The sequence below is a fragment of the Bacillus cereus group sp. MYBK216-1 genome, from assembly GCF_051916495.1.
GTDB classification, from domain to species: Bacteria; Bacillota; Bacilli; order Bacillales; family Bacillaceae_G; genus Bacillus_A; species Bacillus_A thuringiensis_K.
Genome location: NZ_JBQAGT010000005.1, coordinates 312,610 through 330,565, shown reverse-complemented (window position 1 = coordinate 330,565; position 17,956 = coordinate 312,610). Strand labels below are relative to the sequence as shown.

Sequence of the window (17,956 nt, the reverse complement as noted above, 5' to 3'; positions counted from 1 at the left end):
TATCCGATTGGGCCTTTTTTATTTACTTATTAAAGTGTTGTAAAATTGCTTCTACAATACGCTCTGATGCACGACCATCACCGTAAGGGTTAGATGCTTTCGCCATCTTATCATGAGCTTCTTTATCTGATAACAACTCATCAGCAAGACCAAAGATTGTCTCTTCGTCTGTTCCTGCTAATTTCAGCGTACCTGCTTCAATACCTTCAGGGCGCTCTGTTGTATCACGAAGAACAAGAACTGGTACACCAAGTGATGGAGCTTCTTCTTGTACACCACCAGAATCCGTTAACATTAAGTATGAACGAGCTGCAACATTGTGGAAATCAATTACATCTAGCGGCTCAATTAAATGAATACGGTTATGTTCACCTAAAATTTCATTTGCTATTTCACGAACGACAGGGTTCATATGAACAGGGTATACAACTTGTACATCTTCATGCTTATCAACAAGACGCTTAATTGCACGGAACATGTTACGCATCGGTTCACCTAAGTTTTCACGACGATGAGCTGTCATAAGTACAAGACGATCATTTCCAAGTTTCTCTAGTACAGGATGACTATATGTTTCTTTTACAGTCGTTTGCAGCGCATCAATCGCTGTATTTCCTGTGATGAAAATACGTGATTCATCTTTATTTTCCTTCTGTAAGTTCGTTGCTGATTTTGCTGTCGGTGAGAAATGAAGATCCGCCATTACACCTGTTAATTGACGATTCATCTCTTCTGGGTATGGAGAATACTTATCCCACGTACGAAGGCCCGCCTCAACATGACCTACTGGAATTTGATTATAAAAAGCAGCTAAGCTTGCAATAAATGTTGTTGTTGTATCACCATGTACAAGTACAATATCCGGCTTCGCTTCTTTCATTACTTTATCCAAACCTTCTAAGCCACGCGTTGTAACATCAATTAAAGTTTGGCGATCTTTCATGATATTTAAATCGAAATCTGGCGTAATTCCAAAGATACTTAATACTTGGTCTAACATTTGGCGATGTTGTGCTGTTACAGTCACAATCGATTCAATTTTTTCTGGGTGTTTTTGCAACTCTAATACAAGAGGTGCCATTTTAATTGCTTCTGGACGTGTCCCGAAAATTGTCATTACTTTTAAACGTTCAGTCATGTGATTGCCTCTTTTCTTTCACTAATTACAGCTTCTATTATGACATATAAAAATAGGCATGAGTATATCCCTTTTTAACGTATAACAGAAACTTTTCTATTACAAATACTTTTTCTTCCCACCGAGTAATAATCTATCTTTTGTTTCTTAACATCTTCATCAGTATAACAATTTCTCCCATCAAATAAAATAGGCTCCCTCATAAGTTGTACGTACTTTTCTAACGGATAAGTTTGAATATCTTCCCATTCTGTTACGATAAAAACCGCACTCGCATCTCTAATCGATTCATCTATACAATTGCTATATTGTATAGCATCTCCAAATATATTTTTCACATATTGAATTGCTTTTGGGTCGTAAAGAACAATATCTGCACCTATATTAATTAGTGCTTCTATTATAATAAGAGATGGTGCCTCTCTAATATCATCCGTATTTGGTTTAAAGGATGCGCCAAGAACTGCAATCCGCTTTTTATTCATGTTCATGACTTTTTTCGCTTTTTCAATCAATAGCAGTTGTTGCTTATTATTTACTTCAATAACCGCTTTTAACAAACGAAAATCATGAGCAACATTTCCCGCAATTTGCACCAGCGCTTTCGTATCTTTTGGAAAACATGATCCCCCGTATCCAATACCCGCATTTAAAAAAGATGCACCAATTCTCTTATCCATTCCCATCCCTTTAGCAACATCCAGTACATTTGCGCCTACCTTCTCACATATATTTGAAATTTCATTAATGAAACTAATCTTTGTAGCTAAAAAGGCATTCGACGCGTATTTAATCATCTCTGCACTTTTAATATCTGTAACATACGTTTCTAAGCGTAATTCGCTATACAAACTCTCTACTCTTCTTGCTACTTCCTCACTATCTGCTCCAATTACAATACGATCTCCATGAAAGAAATCATAAATACCTGAACCTTCACGCAAAAACTCTGGATTCGATACGATATGTAATGTATATCTCCCCTTTAACTCCTCCTCAATCCATCCTTTCATTACATCATTTGTACCTACTGGAACTGTACTTTTCGTAACAACAATAATATCGTTCGTCGCATATACTCCAATATCATTACAAGCACTCTGAATATACGTTAAATCCGCCGTCCCATCTAATAAAGGTGGTGTTCCAACTGCAATAAATATAAACTCTACATCCTCAAACGCCTCTTCTTTATTTGATGTGAAAGTTAAAGCATTATTCTCATATGCATGATTTATTAATTCATGTAATCTAACCTCATAAATAGGTAAATCCCCTTGTTTTATCCGTTCAATTTTCTCATCATCTATATCAAAACATGTAACTGAATGCCCCAACTTTGCCAATCCTACTCCTGTAATCAATCCAACATATCCAGTACCTACTATCGTAATTTTCATTTCCTTTTCGCACAGGAATATACAATAGAAAAGATATGAAATATAGAATTCTCCCTGTGCTTCCCCCTCTCACATTAAAAATGAGAAAACTCTTTTCCTTTTTCATTATATGAATTACTTCCCTCATTCTTTTTAAAGTTTTTGTAAAATTAAATGCACTATAATATAAAGTGCAACTTAATCATTGGGAAGCCAGCTACCAGCTCACTCCAGATAAATTCCCACATTTTAACACGAGACTTACTCATTTCTACGTGTAACACTTATAATACTGAAATAAAAGTATTCACTATTGAAGAAAAAGAGGAAATGTCATATTCCAAAGTCCAGTACGATTAACCTTCTTATATGATTCAACATTCTATATACAATTGTCATATATTCTATCCGCTTCCATTAAGCGTAAAAAGAAAAAAAGATTGAATTCTAATCTTTTTGTGATACCATATGTTATGAGCCTGTAAATAAACATCATAATTTTCAGATAAATATATTTTCAAAAAAAAAAATTACGTTAGACTATAAAGGGTGGGGTATTAATGGACTCACAAGTGATTTATGCCATTTTGGCATCTTTCATCACTGTACTCGTCGTTACTCCTTTAGTTATTAAATTAGCTTTTAAAATAGGAGCGACAGATAAGCCAAACGCACGTAAAGTGCACCAAAAGATTATGCCTCGTCTTGGCGGGTTAGCAATCTTTATCGGTGTAGCTGTAGGATTTGTTGTTGGCGGCTTATATGAGCAAAGAATGTTATCGATAACGCTAGGTGCGATTATCATTGTAATCATCGGAATTTTAGATGATATGTACGAGTTATCTGCGAGAGTAAAATTCGGTGGACAACTGTTAGTTGCCATTATGATTGTAAAAAGTGGATTATTAGTGCAAGTATTATATATCCCATTCCTTGGGGATACTGAACTTGGATGGCTTGCTTATCCAATTACAGTATTTTGGCTTGTAGGTATTACGAATGCAATCAACTTAATTGACGGCTTAGATGGATTATCTGCGGGGATTTCATCTATCGTACTTGCAACGCTAGCATATATGGCCTTCACTAGTCCATGGGGTACTGGAACAGCTATTATATTGCCACTTGCATTAATTATATTAGCAAGTACAATTGGATTTTTATTCTACAACTTCCATCCAGCAAAAATTTTCATGGGAGATACAGGAGCACTATTTTTAGGATACTGTATTTCTGTTATATCGTTACTTGGATTATACAAAAGTGTAACGTTATTCAGTTTTATCGTTCCAATTATCATTTTAGGTGTACCTATATTTGATACGATATTTGCAATCATCCGTCGTATCGTAAATAAAAAACCTATTTCAGCACCAGATAAATCGCATTTACATCACCGCTTACTTGCAATGGGATTCTCTCATCGCAAAACGGTACTAATTATATACGCATTCGGTATTTTCTTTAGTGTAAATGCCATTATTTTCACTAGTGCAACATTATGGTTATCCATTATTCTTCTTTTCGCTTTGATTTTCTTCACAGAAATCATTGCTGAAATAATCGGGCTTGTACATGAACGCTACAAACCAATTATTTCCTTTTATAAAAAAGTGAAAAAACGCGAAGACTAATTGTAGTATAGCCTTTACCATTATGAAATATTCAAATAGCATCCTCTTTCTTATAAGAGGATGCTATTTTTTATTCCTTATTTTATATTTCCAAAATATAGATTGTTTGAGAGTTCCTCTATTGGAGAAAGATATACATAATAAGAAACGTATCAAGTTTTCTTTTTACATCTTGATTGTCAAACTGAGGGTGAATGTTATGATCAAGCGAGTATTGCAATGTATTATTTTATTTTTGACCATTACTATGTACGCATCATCTAATACTGAAGCAACAACTGTTATTCCTGCTGAATATCATCCAAATACTGAAACGACCTCTCCTACACAAAAAATTGCGTACTTAACATTTGATGACGGGCCAAACAAATATACTACACAAATTTTAAACATCTTAAAAGAAAAGAACGGAAAAGCAACTTTCTTTGTTATTGGCGGAAAAGTGCCACATTACACAAAAACGATGCAAAGATTAATTAAAGAAGGACATTATATCGGTCTCCACAGCATGTCACATGATGTAAAACGCCTTTACACTGGTGACCCTTCCACTTTAATTGCAGAAATGGAGCAAACACAAAGCATTGTCCAGCAAGTTACGAAATTAAATACACATCTCGTTCGCGTTCCATATGGTAGTATGCCTTACTTAAAAAAGAATTACCGTGACGCACTTGTATCGGCCCAGTATAAAATGTGGGATTGGACAATCGATACATACGACTGGAAAAGCTATGACAATCCTTCTGCCATACTCGAAAGAGTACGTAATCAAAGTGATGAACAAGTAGAAGTCATTTTAATGCATGATTCGAGTGTAACCGTACAAATACTGCCAAAAGTAATTGATTATTTACAGTCACAAGGATACAAACTTCTTCCCTATAATCCTTCTTCTCATCTCAAGGTAAATTTTTGGAAAGACACAAGATTGTAACAGCTTTAGTGCCTATGTGCTAAAGCTGTTTTATTTTTCTCTTCCCACCCTTCCCGTTTTTGTGTAAAATTTTAAATAGTGATGAAGTTTCGAGGTGAATAGAAATGAAACGAATAGATCTCATTTTTAACGCAATACAAAAAGGCAATTATACAGAAGGTGTAACCGCATCAGAACTCGCTACCTTTCTGCAACTAGATCGCGCCAATGTAAGTAGCGACTTAAACAAACTTGTAAAAGATAAACGTTTATTAAAAACAAATACGCGTCCCGTTCGTTTTTATATAGAAACGAACGCTTTGTTGGAAACGCATTCAAAAGAAGTGACTTCATTAGATACATTTGCAATTGAAAATACAAGCCTTAAAATCGCAATTGAAAAAGCGAAAGCTTCTATGCTCTATCCTCCAAACGGTATGCATACTTTACTGCTCGGAGAAACAGGAGTCGGAAAGTCTATGTTTGCTTCTTTAATGCACGAATATGCAATTGAAGTTGAACAACTTCCTAAAAATGCACCATTTATCGTCTTTAACTGCGCTGATTATGCAAATAATCCACAGCTACTACTTGGACAGTTATTTGGAATTAAAAAAGGAGCTTACACAGGTGCAAGTGATCAAAAAGGGTTAATTGAAAAAGCTCATGAAGGGATTCTCTTCTTAGATGAAGTACATCGCCTGCCTCCAGAAGGCCAAGAAATGCTTTTCACCTTTATTGACCGCGGAGTATATCGCCGCCTTGGAGAAACAGAAAACGAGCGTAAAGCACAAGTATTAATCATTACTGCAACAACAGAAGAACCAAATTCATTTTTATTAAAAACATTTACAAGACGTATACCGATGACTATCACGCTGCCACCACTTCGTGAGCGTACACATAAAGAGCGCTTTGCTTTACTACAACTATTTTTTACAAATGAAGCAATTCGTCTGCGAAAAGAAATTCACGTTAGTCCGAATGCAATGCGTGCTTTCGTCTTTTACAATTGTCCCAATAACATCGGTCAATTAAAAACGGATGTACAGATCGCCTGTGCGAAAGCCTATTCTGAATTCGTAACAAAGAAACGTGATTCTGTCTATGTTTCAAGTACAGACTTACCTTGGTATATGAAAGAGGGGCTGTTCATCGAAAGAAAGAGCCGTCACTTATACCAAATACCAAATGAAACGTTTGTATTTACAGGTGATGAAGGTTGGAGTAATCATAAAACAGAAGATGAAAAACGCTCTTCTATTTACGATTATATTGATTATAAATACGAAGAACTTCAAGCACGCGGTATTGAAGAGGAAGAATTAGAATTACTAATAGAAAATGATGTTCAAAGCTTTTTCGTACAATATTTTAACCAAATATCAAAAAAAACAAGCCATGAAAATGTTTTTAAAATTGTGGATCGTAATATCGTTTCCGTATGTGAAAAAATAGCGGAACTTGCGGAAAAGCACTTATCTAAGACGTTTGATGAAAAAGTATTTCTCGCTTTAAGTTTACATGTACAGACAACTCTACAACGTTTACAAAGCGGCAAACAAATACATCACCCACAATTAAATCAAATTCGTACGAAATATAAAAAAGCCTTTTCCGTAGCTATGCAAGGCATTCAACTACTGGAAGAAGAGTTACAAATAACAATGCCTATTGATGAAGCTGGCTTTTTAACAATGTTCTTCGTTGTTGATCCAATTCCTGCCTCACAAACAGAAGTAAAAGTATTAATATTAGCACACGGTAATGGCATCGCAACTGAAATGGCAAACGTTGCAAACGAACTTCTCGGCATTGAGGAAGTAACCGGTATTGATATGCCGTTACATGAATCACCGAAAGATTTCTTGGAACGTGTGAAAGTATATATGAAAACACTACAAAATGTAAATGGGCTTCTCTTACTTGTCGATATGGGGTCACTTGCTTATATCGGTGACATATTAGAAACGGAGTTCAAAATCCCTGTACGTGTTCTCTCGATGACGAGCACACCACATGCACTGGAAGCAGCTCGAAAAGCTCAGCTCGGTTATTCATTAGATGCGCTATATGAAACAGTAAAAAATTTAACACCGTTTTACTTAAACGTACAAGAAGAAAAGAAAAAACCTCTCTCTCCAATGAAATCTGTTATTTTAACAGCTTGTTTAACTGGTGAAGGAAGTGCTTTAGCTATTCAAAAAATGTTAGAGAATTATTTACGATTTGATAAAGACTTAATTGAAATTATTCCGATTAGTATCGTCCATGAAAAAGATTTAACGAAAATGATCGAGAACATAAAAAAAGAGCGTAACATCATTTGTATTGTCACGAATTTCGATGTGCAAGTGCCATGCTTAACATATCATTTCCAAGACATCGTAAACTACACAGCAATTCAGCCCATTCAAGAATTAATTACGTATGAAGAAACATATGCAAAAATGGCGGATATTCTTGAACAACAAATGCAGCGTAACGATGGAGCATTACTTATCAAAACAATTCGTTACGCATTAAATACAATTCAAGAATTAATTTCCTTACAGCTAACTCCTGATAGCTTAATGGGTGTTATTCTGCATATGAGCTGTATGGTTGACCGTCTTCAAAAAGGAGAAAACCTTCTTCCTCACCCTGATAAAGAGAAAAGAAGACAAGATGAATACTGGATGTATATGAAAGTAAAAAAAGCATTGCAACCAATTGAAAATACATTTGAAATACAAATACCTGATGACGAAGTGTTTTACGTTATGGACTTCTTTATTAAAAATCAGCCTGCGAAAAATTAATCGAGGCAGTTTTTAAAAATATCGACCGTAACGCGAGTTATATCAGCGATTTTCAAAATATATCGCTTTACCGACAATAATCACTAAAACTAGCACCTTATATTAAGAAGAAAAGGCTGTTCCAACATATGGACAGCCTTTTCCTCTATTTCTTTACTTTTCTAACTCGCCCTCTTATTTCTCCTCTTTTTTGTGATTTCGTATGAACATTAACATATACATTTGCTTGAATAATTTCTTGAAGTAAATGTACAAATGATTTCCCTTGTAAAGGTCCCTCAAAATCCTCCACATTCACTACACCAGTAATGCTTCCCTCGTTCAAGCTAATCCCTTGCTCTAGTGGACCATACAAATATAAAACAACAGGACCAATTTGAGTAGACTTCCCTAAATGAATTTGACACGATGTAACCTTTTCTATATTTTTTAGTATTACTCTGTAATGCAATTTCGTTAAATCATCACTAAAAATAAACTCTGCTACCCCAAAAGCTTCTGTATTTACAGGAGGCACTTCCCTCTTACCTGTTAACCTGGCAAAGAAATGTGTTGTCATAAGGCATTCTCCTTATATAAATTTCCCAGCACTACTTCTACTACTTTATGGTTTAGACATAATCATTTATGACTTTTTCAATTTTAATTACAAAGAAAAGATTCACAAAATCTTTACATTGTAATTGTTCCTGTAGATTGAAAGTCTCTTGTATAATGCACATAGAAAAACATTATAGGAGGTTCCATTGAAAACTAACAAATACACTTTTCATACATTATTAGAGATTTTTCTCGTCTCATTTAAATTAGGACTTACTTCATTCGGCGGTCCTGTCGCTCATCTCGGCTATTTCCACCACGAGTACGTGCAAAAAAGAAAATGGATGAATGAACGAAGCTATGGAGATTTAGTAGCACTATGTCAATTCCTTCCCGGTCCTGCCAGCAGTCAAGTCGGTATGGGGGTTGGATTATTACGGGGCGGGCTATTAGGAGCTATTATTTCATGGATTGGATTCACTTTACCGTCTGTGCTTGTTTTGGTTTTCTTCGCCTCATTCCTTAATCAGTTCGATCTTGGAAGTGCTGGCTGGATTCATGGACTAAAACTTGTAGCAGTCGCTATTGTCGCTCATGCCATATGGGGAATGGCGCGGAAGTTAACTCCAGATCGAAATCGTGCAACGATTGCGATTGTAACTGCCGCAATCGCCTTATTATGGCCAAGTAGTTGGACACAAGTCACCCTCATCATAATATGTGGCTTTATCGGCTGGTTGTTATATCGCAACCAACCAATTAGCCAATCTCAACATATAAAAGTACCTATTTCAAAAAAGATAGCAGTTTCTTGTCTCGTCTTATTCTTTGGACTATTACTACTGCTACCAATATTAAGACCGTTCTCTTATTACATCGCTTTATTTGATAGTTTCTATCGCTCTGGCGCACTTGTATTTGGAGGAGGACATGTCGTGCTGCCTCTTCTTGAAGGTGAGTTCGTACAAAACGGAATGATGACGAAAGAACAGTTCCTAGCTGGATACGGATTAACACAAGCAGTACCAGGACCACTGTTTACATTCGCCTCTTATATAGGAGCAGTGTTAAACGGGACGCTTGGGGCATTACTCGCAACAATTGCAATTTTCTTCCCTGCTTTCTTACTCGTTATTGGTGTTTTACCATTTTGGAACAGCGTGAGAAAAATATCATTCATACAAGGCGCACTACTTGGAGTCAATGCAGCTGTTGTCGGTATTTTACTAGCAGCTTTTTATGATCCTATTTGGACAAGCACAATTATGAACGCTGTAGATTTTGTTTTTGCATCTCTTCTATTTTGCTTGCTCGCTTTTTGGAAAACACCACCTTGGGTTATCGTTATACTCGGGGCATTTGGCGGATATGCTCTATCCATTTTATAAATAAAAAACGACGGCATGATGTAGCCGTCGTTTTTCTATTAAAACTTCACAAGCTCTATTCCTTCTGGTAATTCGCTCTCTGTTAAAATACGCAATTCCTTCACACGATCCATTACGTAAGAAGAACGCTTCACAAGCTCTGGATCAATATAAGCTGGATGAACCATAATTTCTACCGTTTGTTCACCTTGTACTCTTTCTTTTAACTTCACAAAGTAATCTTCCGTCACACCATCCGCATAAAAGTCACTGTAAAACACATCAGAAAATGGGCGCACCGCTCTATCTTCCTCACAACGACGAATCGGAACATTATATGTAGCCGCTAATCTCTCAAGAACATCATGTAAAATCGGTAAACCATGCACATGATGATGACTATCTAAATGAGTTGGTGTTAATCCGTAAGATAGGAATTTCTCAATTTGAGCAGTCCACTCTCTCTCAACTTCTTCTGGATTTATATTTCCTTCCCTTACGACACCTTGTTTATGAAACAATCCATCGCTACTTACAAGTGATGGTACGTCTCCAAGAAGTGGTTCTCCTGCCGTTAATACAAGATGTACTCCTACTCCTAGCGTTTCATACTCTTTGGCTAAGCGTACCGCATGCTCTGTTCCTGGCATATTCATCATCATCGTCGTTGAATTTACAAGTCCGTTTATATGCCCATCAATAATGCCGTAATTTGTACCTTCTGTAAGACCAAAATCATCTGCGTTTACAATTAACTTAATCATCGTAATACCTCCTAATAAAGTGAAACTTTAATCAGTGGGGGGTTTTCTCCCCCCCCACTGATTATTAGTTGAACCAATCGGACTTTTATGGGCAGTTGATCCCCCACCTAATTTCTTTGTTTTCGCTGGATTTTGAGGTAGTGGTCTTACTGCCCATTAAAGTGGGATAGAATAAAAAAAGCGGGCTAAATAGCGCCGCTTTTACTTCTCTACCTTTTTGAAGAACTGCGGAAGATATTCTTTATGTGCTTCCAACATTTCATCTAAAATTTGTTTTGCAACTGTATCTGATGGTACAAGTGGATTGATTGTCATAGCGAGCAGCGCTTTATGATAATCACCTGTAACAGCAGCTTCAATTGTTGTGCGCTCAAATGATTTAATTTGCTGTACTAAACCGCGAACTGGTACTGGAAGATCTCCGACCGCAATTGGTTTTGGACCTTCTTTCGTAATAATACAGTTCACTTCAACAGCAGAATCATCTGGTAAGCTTGCAATTGTTCCGTTGTTTCGTGTATTAACAGGCTGGATATCACCTTTATTGTTGTAAATAGACGTAATTAAGCTACATGCTGCGTCACTATAATAAGCGCCGCCACGTTTTTCTAATTGTGGTGGTTTAATATCTAATTTCGGGTCTTTATATAACTCAAATAAATCATTTTCTAATTGTTTTACTACTTCTGCACGTGTACCTTTTTCAACAGAAGCTTCTTTTTCTTCTTCTAACATTTCACGTGTTTTGTAGTAATAACGATGATATGGACATGGAATTGCACGAAGGCCGCGAATAAAGTCTGGTTCCCAGTTAAGCGCTGCGATATTTTCCATCGTAATTTGCTTTTCCGGATCTGTTACAAGCTCTAACACACGATCCATTACACTTACGCCATCTAAGTATACATCTAGTCCGTATACCATATGATTTAAACCTGCAAAATCAACGTGGACACGACTTGCATCTACTTCAAGTAATCTTGCAAGACCCATGCGGATTCCGATTGGAACGTTACATAGACCAACTACTCTTTGAATATTTGTATAACGAAGGACAGCTTCTGTTACCATACCAGCTGGGTTCGCAAAGTTAATTAGCCATGCATTCGGACAAAGCTCCTCCATATCTTTACAAATATCTAAAATAACAGGAATCGTTCTCAGTGCTTTGAATAAACCACCAGGACCATTCGTTTCCTGACCGATTACATCATATTTTAATGGGATTGCTTCATCTTTTGCACGTGCTTCTAATAAACCAACGCGAAGTTGTGTTGTTACGAAGTCTGCATCTTTTAATGCCTCACGGCGATCAAGTGTTAAATGTACCTCGATTGGTAAACCAGATTTTTTCACCATACGTTTCGCTAAGTTACCAACAATTTCTAACTTTTCTTTTCCTGCCTCAATATCTACTAACCAAATTTCACGAACAGGAAGCTCATCATAACGTTTAATAAATCCTTCAATTAACTCTGGTGTATAACTAGATCCACCGCCGATTGTAGCAATTTTAATTCCAGTCATGCTTTATTCCCCTTTCGCTTCAAGCTTTTTATAAAGATCGATAAACTCTGCTGCTAATTCTTTCACTGTAATCGCATTCATTAAATGATCTTGTGCGTGAATTAAAAGAACACTAACCTCTGTTTTTTCTCCTCTTGCTTCTGATTGTATGAGCTCTGTTTGGAAATGATGCGCTTCATTAATCGCTTCTTTCGCCTTTACCATCGCTTCATCTGCTTCTACCATTTTCCCCTGTTTGGCAAATTGAAGTGCCTCCATCGCAAAGCTTCGTGCGTTACCACTATTTAAAATCAATTGGAATGGAATTTGTTCTGCTGTAGTCATCATAATTACCGCCCTCTCTATAAGGTTCAACCGATTTAAATACCCCTTCAGTTTGAACATGTCTATTAAAGTATGAATTTGTTAATGATAGTTTAGTGTTCATATAGATGTTTTTCATCTTTTTGAACATGATATAAAGGTAATTGTTCTCACAGGTATCGTTGTCTATGAGAACAATTACTATGTTACATAGGTAAAGAATTACTATTACCTTGTGCTGCTTCTTTTTCAGTACGAACAACTGAACGGTCACATAATACAACGAATGGATAATAGATTACCATCGCAATTACAAAGTTGAATAACTGTAGAATTGCACCTGAAAGATGTCCACCTGTTATAAGATAACCACTAATAATTGGTGGTGTTGCCCATGGAATTATCCCAACTGTTTTTGGTACCCAGCCAATAGATATAGCTGTATAAGAAGTAATTACTAATACAATTGGTGTTATGATAAACGGTAAGAATAAAACTGGGTTTAAAATAATTGGTGTACCAAAGATTACTGGTTCGTTAATGTTAAATGCACCAGGACCAATTGATAAACGAGATACACCGCGTAATTGTGCACTTTTCGCTACAAGTAACACAACTACTAAGAACGCTAATGTTGCACCAGAACCACCAAGATATACGAAAGTATCAAAGAATGGTTTTGTAACAATGTTTGGAACATCAAATGCAGATGTACCACCTTTGAATAACTTCATGTTTTCCTCTAATGCCGGTAAGTATAATGGCTCAATAATACCACCAACGATATTTGGACCATGTAAACCGAGGAACCAAAGAAGATGAACAAGGATTACAATGATAATTGCACTTGGTAATGTCCCTGCTAAACTTTGTAGTGGTGATTGAATCGTATTAAAGATAAATTCATGAACACTTGTACCAGCTAATTTCACTGCTAATTGAATACCTGCAACTACTGTTAAGATAACAAATGCTGGAACTATAGCTGCGAAAGATCTTAAAACTGCTGGTGGTACTCCATCAGGCATTTTAAAAGTAATGTTTCTTTGTACAAAGAAACGGAATACTTCAGTAACAAGGAGTGCCACAATAATTGCTACGAATAGCCCTTGTGCGCCTGTCCAAGCTAAGTTCAATCCGCCTTCTTTCGGTGTTGTTGGCGTAAGAATAATTAACGCACCAAATGAAATAATACCTGCTGACAAACCATCAACGCCGTAAGATTTTGCTAAGTTATAACTTGTTGTAAATGCTATGATTAGTGCTAGAATCGCGAAAGAACCAGTCCACATTCCACCGCCAACTTGTTTCCACGTTTCACCAAACAAACCTTTCATGAAATCTTGGAAAGCTTCAGATGGAAAACCATTAATTAGTGATGCCAATGCACCAACTAAAATAAGTGGCATAACTGCAATAAATCCGTCACGGATCGCAGCTAAGTGACGTTGCGATCCGATTTTACCAGCGACAGGAACGATATATTTCTCCATGAATGCAATAAACTTTTGCATTTCGCTTCCCCCCTAATTATTTTTTTAGTGTTAATGCGTGATCTAAAACTGCTTCTCCATTCATCATGCCGTAGTGCATTGGATTAATAACGTCGATTCCAACATTTTTCTCGTCGGCAAGCGTTTTCATTGAAGAGAGCATGTAACGAACTTGTGGTCCTAGTAATAACACATCTGCTTGGTCGATATTGTTTTTTACTGCATCCCCAGATACAGCCCAAATCTTTCCTTCTAAACCGCGAGCTTTTGCAGCCGCTTCCATTTTTGTAACTAGTAAACTTGTAGACATCCCTGCTGAGCAACATAATAAAATATTCATTTGAAAATCCCCCTTGTGTAGTATAAAAAATTTATGTTTTATTTATTTTTCTTTACGCTATTTATTAATGCAATTAGCGTGCCAACTTTTTAAAAGCACTAAAATCAGTGCTTTTTCGAGCATTTTCTTTGTGTGTTAACGCTTTCAATTAGTGTGTCGTCTAAAAAACACACAGTGTGTTATAAAACAACACGCTTTTAACACATAACTGTATGAAAATAGATTAGTGTTTAGTTGTCTAGTTGTGTTTAAAACAAAAAAACACTAAAAAAATTTTTTTAGCGTGAAAATCTATTAAAAAAACTCCTCTATCTATTGTCCAAGCAAACTCTACTAAATTACATAGAATAGAATAAAATAACAGAATTCGAAAGGGGATTCCTATGCCAAAACATAGAAAACAAAGCAAAATAAAGATTTATAGAATAACAAGCTATAAAAAAGACAAGCGTTCTGAATTAGACTCTAACAAATTTGAACTAGAACAGCAGGAGGTAGAAAATAAGCAGGACAAACAAGATAATCAAGTACAATCGGAAAATGTAGTCATAGTACCCACAGATTCACACAACTTAGATATATGGGATGAAATTTCTCTAAAGGAAATACAAGCTGGTGAACATACAAATTTATTTGCGGAACAAAGTAATTATCAAAATATTAATTTGTTGCAAGTTAGCGATATCCGTTTATATTTGGACAAGCAACTACAATTCAGTTCCGTCGATGAGCAAATTTATCATGAAGCACTTGTGCATCCAATTATGTCAAAAGTAATTGATCCAAAACGTGTTCTCATATTAGGCGGTGGCGATGGTCTTGCCCTGCGAGAAGTTTTAAAATATGAAACTGTACTACATGTAGACCTTGTTGACTTAGATGGATCGATGATTGATATGGCTCGTAATGTTCCTGAATTAGTTTCTTTAAACAAAAGTGCATTTTTTGATAATCGTGTAAATACACACGTATGTGATGCAAAAGAATTTTTAAGCTCTCCTTCCTCTTTATACGATGTAATCATTATTGATTTCCCAGACCCAGCGACAGAGTTGTTAAGTACTTTATATACAAGCGAACTTTTTGCTCGTATAGCTACATTCTTAACAGAAGACGGCGCGTTCGTCTGCCAATCTAATTCACCCGCTGATGCACCACTAGTATATTGGAGTATTGGTAAAACAATTGAACATGCGGGATTAACTGTGAAAAGTTATCATACAATCGTTCCTTCTTTCGGAACTGACTGGGGATTTCATATTGCCGCTAATTCTGCCTATGTACTCGATCAAATTGAGCAATTATACGTAGTACCAACTCCTCGAACATTGCCTTCTCTTCTTTTTCCTTTATTTCAATTTAAAGAAGAACATCTAGAACAACGTAACCTCGCTCTTTTAAATTCAGAATCAAATCTTATCTTACACCAATGTTACAAAAAGGAAATGGAGTTTTGACGATATCACAGGAAGGAGTGCTACCTTATGGAATATTCTACTTTCGGTAAGCATATAATAGTAGATTTGTGGGGAGTGGATTTTTCCCTATTAGATGATATGTACTTTTTAGAACATCATTTAGTTAACGCTGCCGATCTCTCTGGTGCCCATGTTTTAAACGTAAGTACAAAAGAATTTGATCCGCATGGTGTTACTGTTTTAGTTTTACTATCAGAAAGCCACCTTTCTATTCACACTTATCCAGAAAAAAACTTTGCCGCGATTGATTGTTATACGTGCGGTACGACCGTTGAACCGCAAATAGCGATTGATTATATCGTAAGTATATTAAAACCAAATGAGATGCATATAAAAAAACTAATTCGTGGTATAGGAGAGATTGTAAATACTGATTAAATACCGCTCTTATTCATTTGTAAAAAGGAGGAGTGTAAATACCATCAGTGGAACGAACATTCCACTGATGGTACAGACACATACATAAAGTGAAACTTTAATTAGTGGGGGTTTTGTTCATCTCCCACTAATTATTAGTTGAACCAATCGGGCCTTTACGGACAGTTAAGCTCCCTCCTAACTTCCTTGCTCCAGCCACATTTTCAGGTGGGAGTTTTACTGCCCGTTAATGCGGGATAAAAAAACCTTGCATACGCAAGGTTCATTCAGTCACTGACATCTTCCTATATAATTCTACAAATTCACTCGCTAATTCCTTCACCGTAATCGCATTCATTAAATGATCTTGCGCATGCACCATCAGAAGGGTAACTTCCGTCTTTTCACCACCAGCTTCTTTCTGTATGAGCTCCGTTTGTACACGGTGCGCCTCTTTTAATTCCTCTAGTGCTTCTTGTAATTTAGCTTCAGCTTCTGTAAACTCCCCACGCTTCGCACAATCAATTGCTTCCATTGAACAACTTCTCGCGTTTCCCCCATGCAAGATTAAATGAAAAGCTTTCGTCTCTATCGTATCCATTGTAGTTCTTTACTCCCCCTTTTCTTCCGCCAGTTTTTGTTTATCCCATATTTTTAAGAACGGTAAATAAATGAAGAATGCTAGCGCAAAGTTAACAAGTTGTAAAATAACACCTGAAATTTTCCCGCCCGATCCTAAATATCCACTAAAAAGAATAGGTGTCGTCCAAGGTACAGCGGCCCCACTTGGACGTGCAACCCATCCCCATTCCATTGCAAAGTAAGAAACAATTGTTAACACAACTGGAACTAATATAAATGGAATTAGTAAAAGTGGGTTCATTACAATCGGCATACCAAAAGTTACCATCTCATTAATATTAAATATACCAGGTGCAATTGACAATCTCCCTAAACTTTTTAATTGTTGACTTCGTGCAAATAGTAACATTCCGACAACTAGAGCAAGCGTTGCACCAGAACCGCCCATATAAATCCATAAATCAAAAAACTGTGCCGTAATCGTATTTGGTACATCTTGCCCAGCTTGAAAAGCCACTCGGTTTTGATCCATTAACGATAACCAAACGGGGCTCATTACACCACCAACAATAGTAGCACCATGAATTCCACACGACCAAAGAACATGAACGAGAATAACTGCTATTATTGCGCCCCAAAGACTAGCACCAAGTACACTAAGTGGCTCCTGTAAAATTTGTCCTACAATATTATGGATACTGCCAAAAGAAGTATTTTCTATAATTAAGCGTAAAATCCAAATAACTGTTACAACAATAAATCCTGGAACAAGTGCCGCAAATGAACGCGTGACAGCTGGTGGAACTGTCTCTGGCATCTTTATAATTATCTTTTTTTGTACAATAAATCGATAAAGTTCAGTAGATATAAGTGCAATAATCATTGCTACAAATAACCCTTGGCTTCCCATTAATACAGCTGGGATAGCGCCTTCTACAAGTACACTCTCTTTTGTACTTGGTATAATATATGCAACTTGGAATGGAGTCGCAAGTAAAAACGTCACAAGCGACAATGCCCCGGATGCTAAAGCATCCACTTTATAATACTCTCCAAGCCTGTAAGCGATTCCAAAAACAGCTATTAAAGCCATTATATTAAAAGTTGCACTAACTGGATAGCCTAAAGCTCTCTGCCAATTCTCCCCAAACAAACCTGCCATAAACTCGTTATATCCCGGTATCGGTAGCGCACTAATAATAAGGAAAAATGATCCAATAATTAAGAACGGCATCGTTAAAATAATTCCATCTCGAATCGCTTGTAAATGCCTCTGCTCTGCAACCTTCCCCGCTATCGGCATCACATACTTCTCTAAAAACCGTATCATCTATCCC

At 36.5% G+C, this 17,956-nt stretch carries 16 protein-coding genes; 6 read left to right on the top strand and 10 right to left on the bottom strand.

All coding sequences use genetic code 11. From position 1 onward, the window contains the following. Positions 1 to 22: 22 nt before the first annotated feature. Positions 23 to 1,138 carry a non-hydrolyzing UDP-N-acetylglucosamine 2-epimerase gene (wecB, locus tag ACTFRH_RS19860; RefSeq protein WP_000140145.1) on the bottom strand — a complete coding sequence of 372 codons (1,116 nt, stop codon included), beginning with the start codon at positions 1,136 to 1,138 and terminating at the stop codon, positions 23 to 25. A 74-nt stretch (positions 1,139 to 1,212) separates the two neighbouring features. Continuing rightward, positions 1,213 to 2,538 (bottom strand): UDP-glucose dehydrogenase family protein, encoded by a 1,326-nt coding sequence (locus ACTFRH_RS19855; RefSeq protein ID WP_000704922.1) that lies wholly within the window; start codon positions 2,536 to 2,538, stop codon positions 1,213 to 1,215. Between the two features lie 539 nt (positions 2,539 to 3,077). Here ACTFRH_RS19855 and ACTFRH_RS19850 point away from each other — a divergent pair. The 3 genes from ACTFRH_RS19850 (at position 3,078) to ACTFRH_RS19840 (ending at position 7,868) form a co-directional block, all read left to right on the top strand. Then, positions 3,078 to 4,151, top strand: a complete 1,074-nt coding sequence (locus ACTFRH_RS19850; RefSeq protein WP_000378319.1) for a glycosyltransferase family 4 protein — start codon at positions 3,078 to 3,080, stop codon at positions 4,149 to 4,151. 199 nt (positions 4,152 to 4,350) lie between these two features. Then, positions 4,351 to 5,088: a polysaccharide deacetylase family protein gene (locus ACTFRH_RS19845; RefSeq protein ID WP_000597185.1), complete on the top strand. Its 738-nt coding sequence runs from the start codon at positions 4,351 to 4,353 to the stop codon at positions 5,086 to 5,088. Positions 5,089 to 5,192: 104 nt separating this feature from the next. Continuing rightward, the gene (locus tag ACTFRH_RS19840; RefSeq protein ID WP_000820959.1) at positions 5,193 to 7,868 is read left to right on the top strand and encodes a PRD domain-containing protein; all 2,676 of its coding nucleotides are present in this window, start codon (positions 5,193 to 5,195) and stop codon (positions 7,866 to 7,868) included. Between the two features lie 145 nt (positions 7,869 to 8,013). Here ACTFRH_RS19840 and exsM read toward each other — a convergent pair whose 3' ends face one another. Continuing rightward, the gene (gene exsM, locus ACTFRH_RS19835; RefSeq protein WP_000207046.1) at positions 8,014 to 8,427 is read right to left on the bottom strand and encodes an exosporium regulatory protein ExsM; all 414 of its coding nucleotides are present in this window, start codon (positions 8,425 to 8,427) and stop codon (positions 8,014 to 8,016) included. A gap of 187 nt (positions 8,428 to 8,614) precedes the next feature. On the opposite strand from exsM, the gene ACTFRH_RS19830 reads away from it, so the two are divergent. Further along, on the top strand, positions 8,615 to 9,796 hold the full coding sequence (locus ACTFRH_RS19830; RefSeq protein ID WP_000856218.1) for a chromate transporter: 1,182 nt from the start codon (positions 8,615 to 8,617) through the stop codon (positions 9,794 to 9,796). Between the two features lie 38 nt (positions 9,797 to 9,834). Here ACTFRH_RS19830 and chbG read toward each other — a convergent pair whose 3' ends face one another. From chbG to ACTFRH_RS19805, 5 genes are all read right to left on the bottom strand, one after another. Next, positions 9,835 to 10,539 (bottom strand): chitin disaccharide deacetylase, encoded by a 705-nt coding sequence (chbG, locus tag ACTFRH_RS19825; protein WP_000593462.1) that lies wholly within the window; start codon positions 10,537 to 10,539, stop codon positions 9,835 to 9,837. 201 nt (positions 10,540 to 10,740) lie between these two features. After that, positions 10,741 to 12,066, bottom strand: coding sequence for a 6-phospho-beta-glucosidase (gene celF / locus ACTFRH_RS19820; protein ID WP_000145759.1), 1,326 nt, complete (start codon positions 12,064 to 12,066; stop codon positions 10,741 to 10,743). 3 nt (positions 12,067 to 12,069) lie between these two features. Beyond that, a complete protein-coding gene (locus ACTFRH_RS19815; RefSeq protein ID WP_000989059.1) occupies positions 12,070 to 12,393 on the bottom strand; it encodes a PTS lactose/cellobiose transporter subunit IIA in 324 nt (107 codons plus the stop codon). Positions 12,394 to 12,575: 182 nt separating this feature from the next. Next, positions 12,576 to 13,883 (bottom strand): PTS cellobiose transporter subunit IIC, encoded by a 1,308-nt coding sequence (celB, locus tag ACTFRH_RS19810; RefSeq protein WP_001168819.1) that lies wholly within the window; start codon positions 13,881 to 13,883, stop codon positions 12,576 to 12,578. A gap of 16 nt (positions 13,884 to 13,899) precedes the next feature. Further along, entirely contained in the window at positions 13,900 to 14,202 is a 303-nt protein-coding gene (locus tag ACTFRH_RS19805) for a PTS sugar transporter subunit IIB (protein WP_001023563.1), read from the bottom strand. Between the two features lie 383 nt (positions 14,203 to 14,585). On the opposite strand from ACTFRH_RS19805, the gene ACTFRH_RS19800 reads away from it, so the two are divergent. Both ACTFRH_RS19800 and speD read left to right on the top strand, forming a co-directional pair. Beyond that, positions 14,586 to 15,659 carry a polyamine aminopropyltransferase gene (locus tag ACTFRH_RS19800; protein WP_001123980.1) on the top strand — a complete coding sequence of 358 codons (1,074 nt, stop codon included), beginning with the start codon at positions 14,586 to 14,588 and terminating at the stop codon, positions 15,657 to 15,659. Positions 15,660 to 15,686: 27 nt separating this feature from the next. Continuing rightward, positions 15,687 to 16,058 carry an adenosylmethionine decarboxylase gene (gene speD / locus ACTFRH_RS19795; RefSeq protein WP_000456835.1) on the top strand — a complete coding sequence of 124 codons (372 nt, stop codon included), beginning with the start codon at positions 15,687 to 15,689 and terminating at the stop codon, positions 16,056 to 16,058. 262 nt (positions 16,059 to 16,320) lie between these two features. Here the strand turns inward: speD and ACTFRH_RS19790 are convergent, their stop codons facing one another. Together ACTFRH_RS19790 and celB (ACTFRH_RS19785) are read right to left on the bottom strand one after the other, a co-directional pair. Continuing rightward, on the bottom strand, positions 16,321 to 16,638 hold the full coding sequence (locus ACTFRH_RS19790) for a PTS lactose/cellobiose transporter subunit IIA (RefSeq protein ID WP_000379647.1): 318 nt from the start codon (positions 16,636 to 16,638) through the stop codon (positions 16,321 to 16,323). 9 nt (positions 16,639 to 16,647) lie between these two features. Beyond that, entirely contained in the window at positions 16,648 to 17,949 is a 1,302-nt protein-coding gene (gene celB, locus ACTFRH_RS19785) for a PTS cellobiose transporter subunit IIC (protein ID WP_000617768.1), read from the bottom strand. Positions 17,950 to 17,956: the final 7 nt, after the last annotated feature.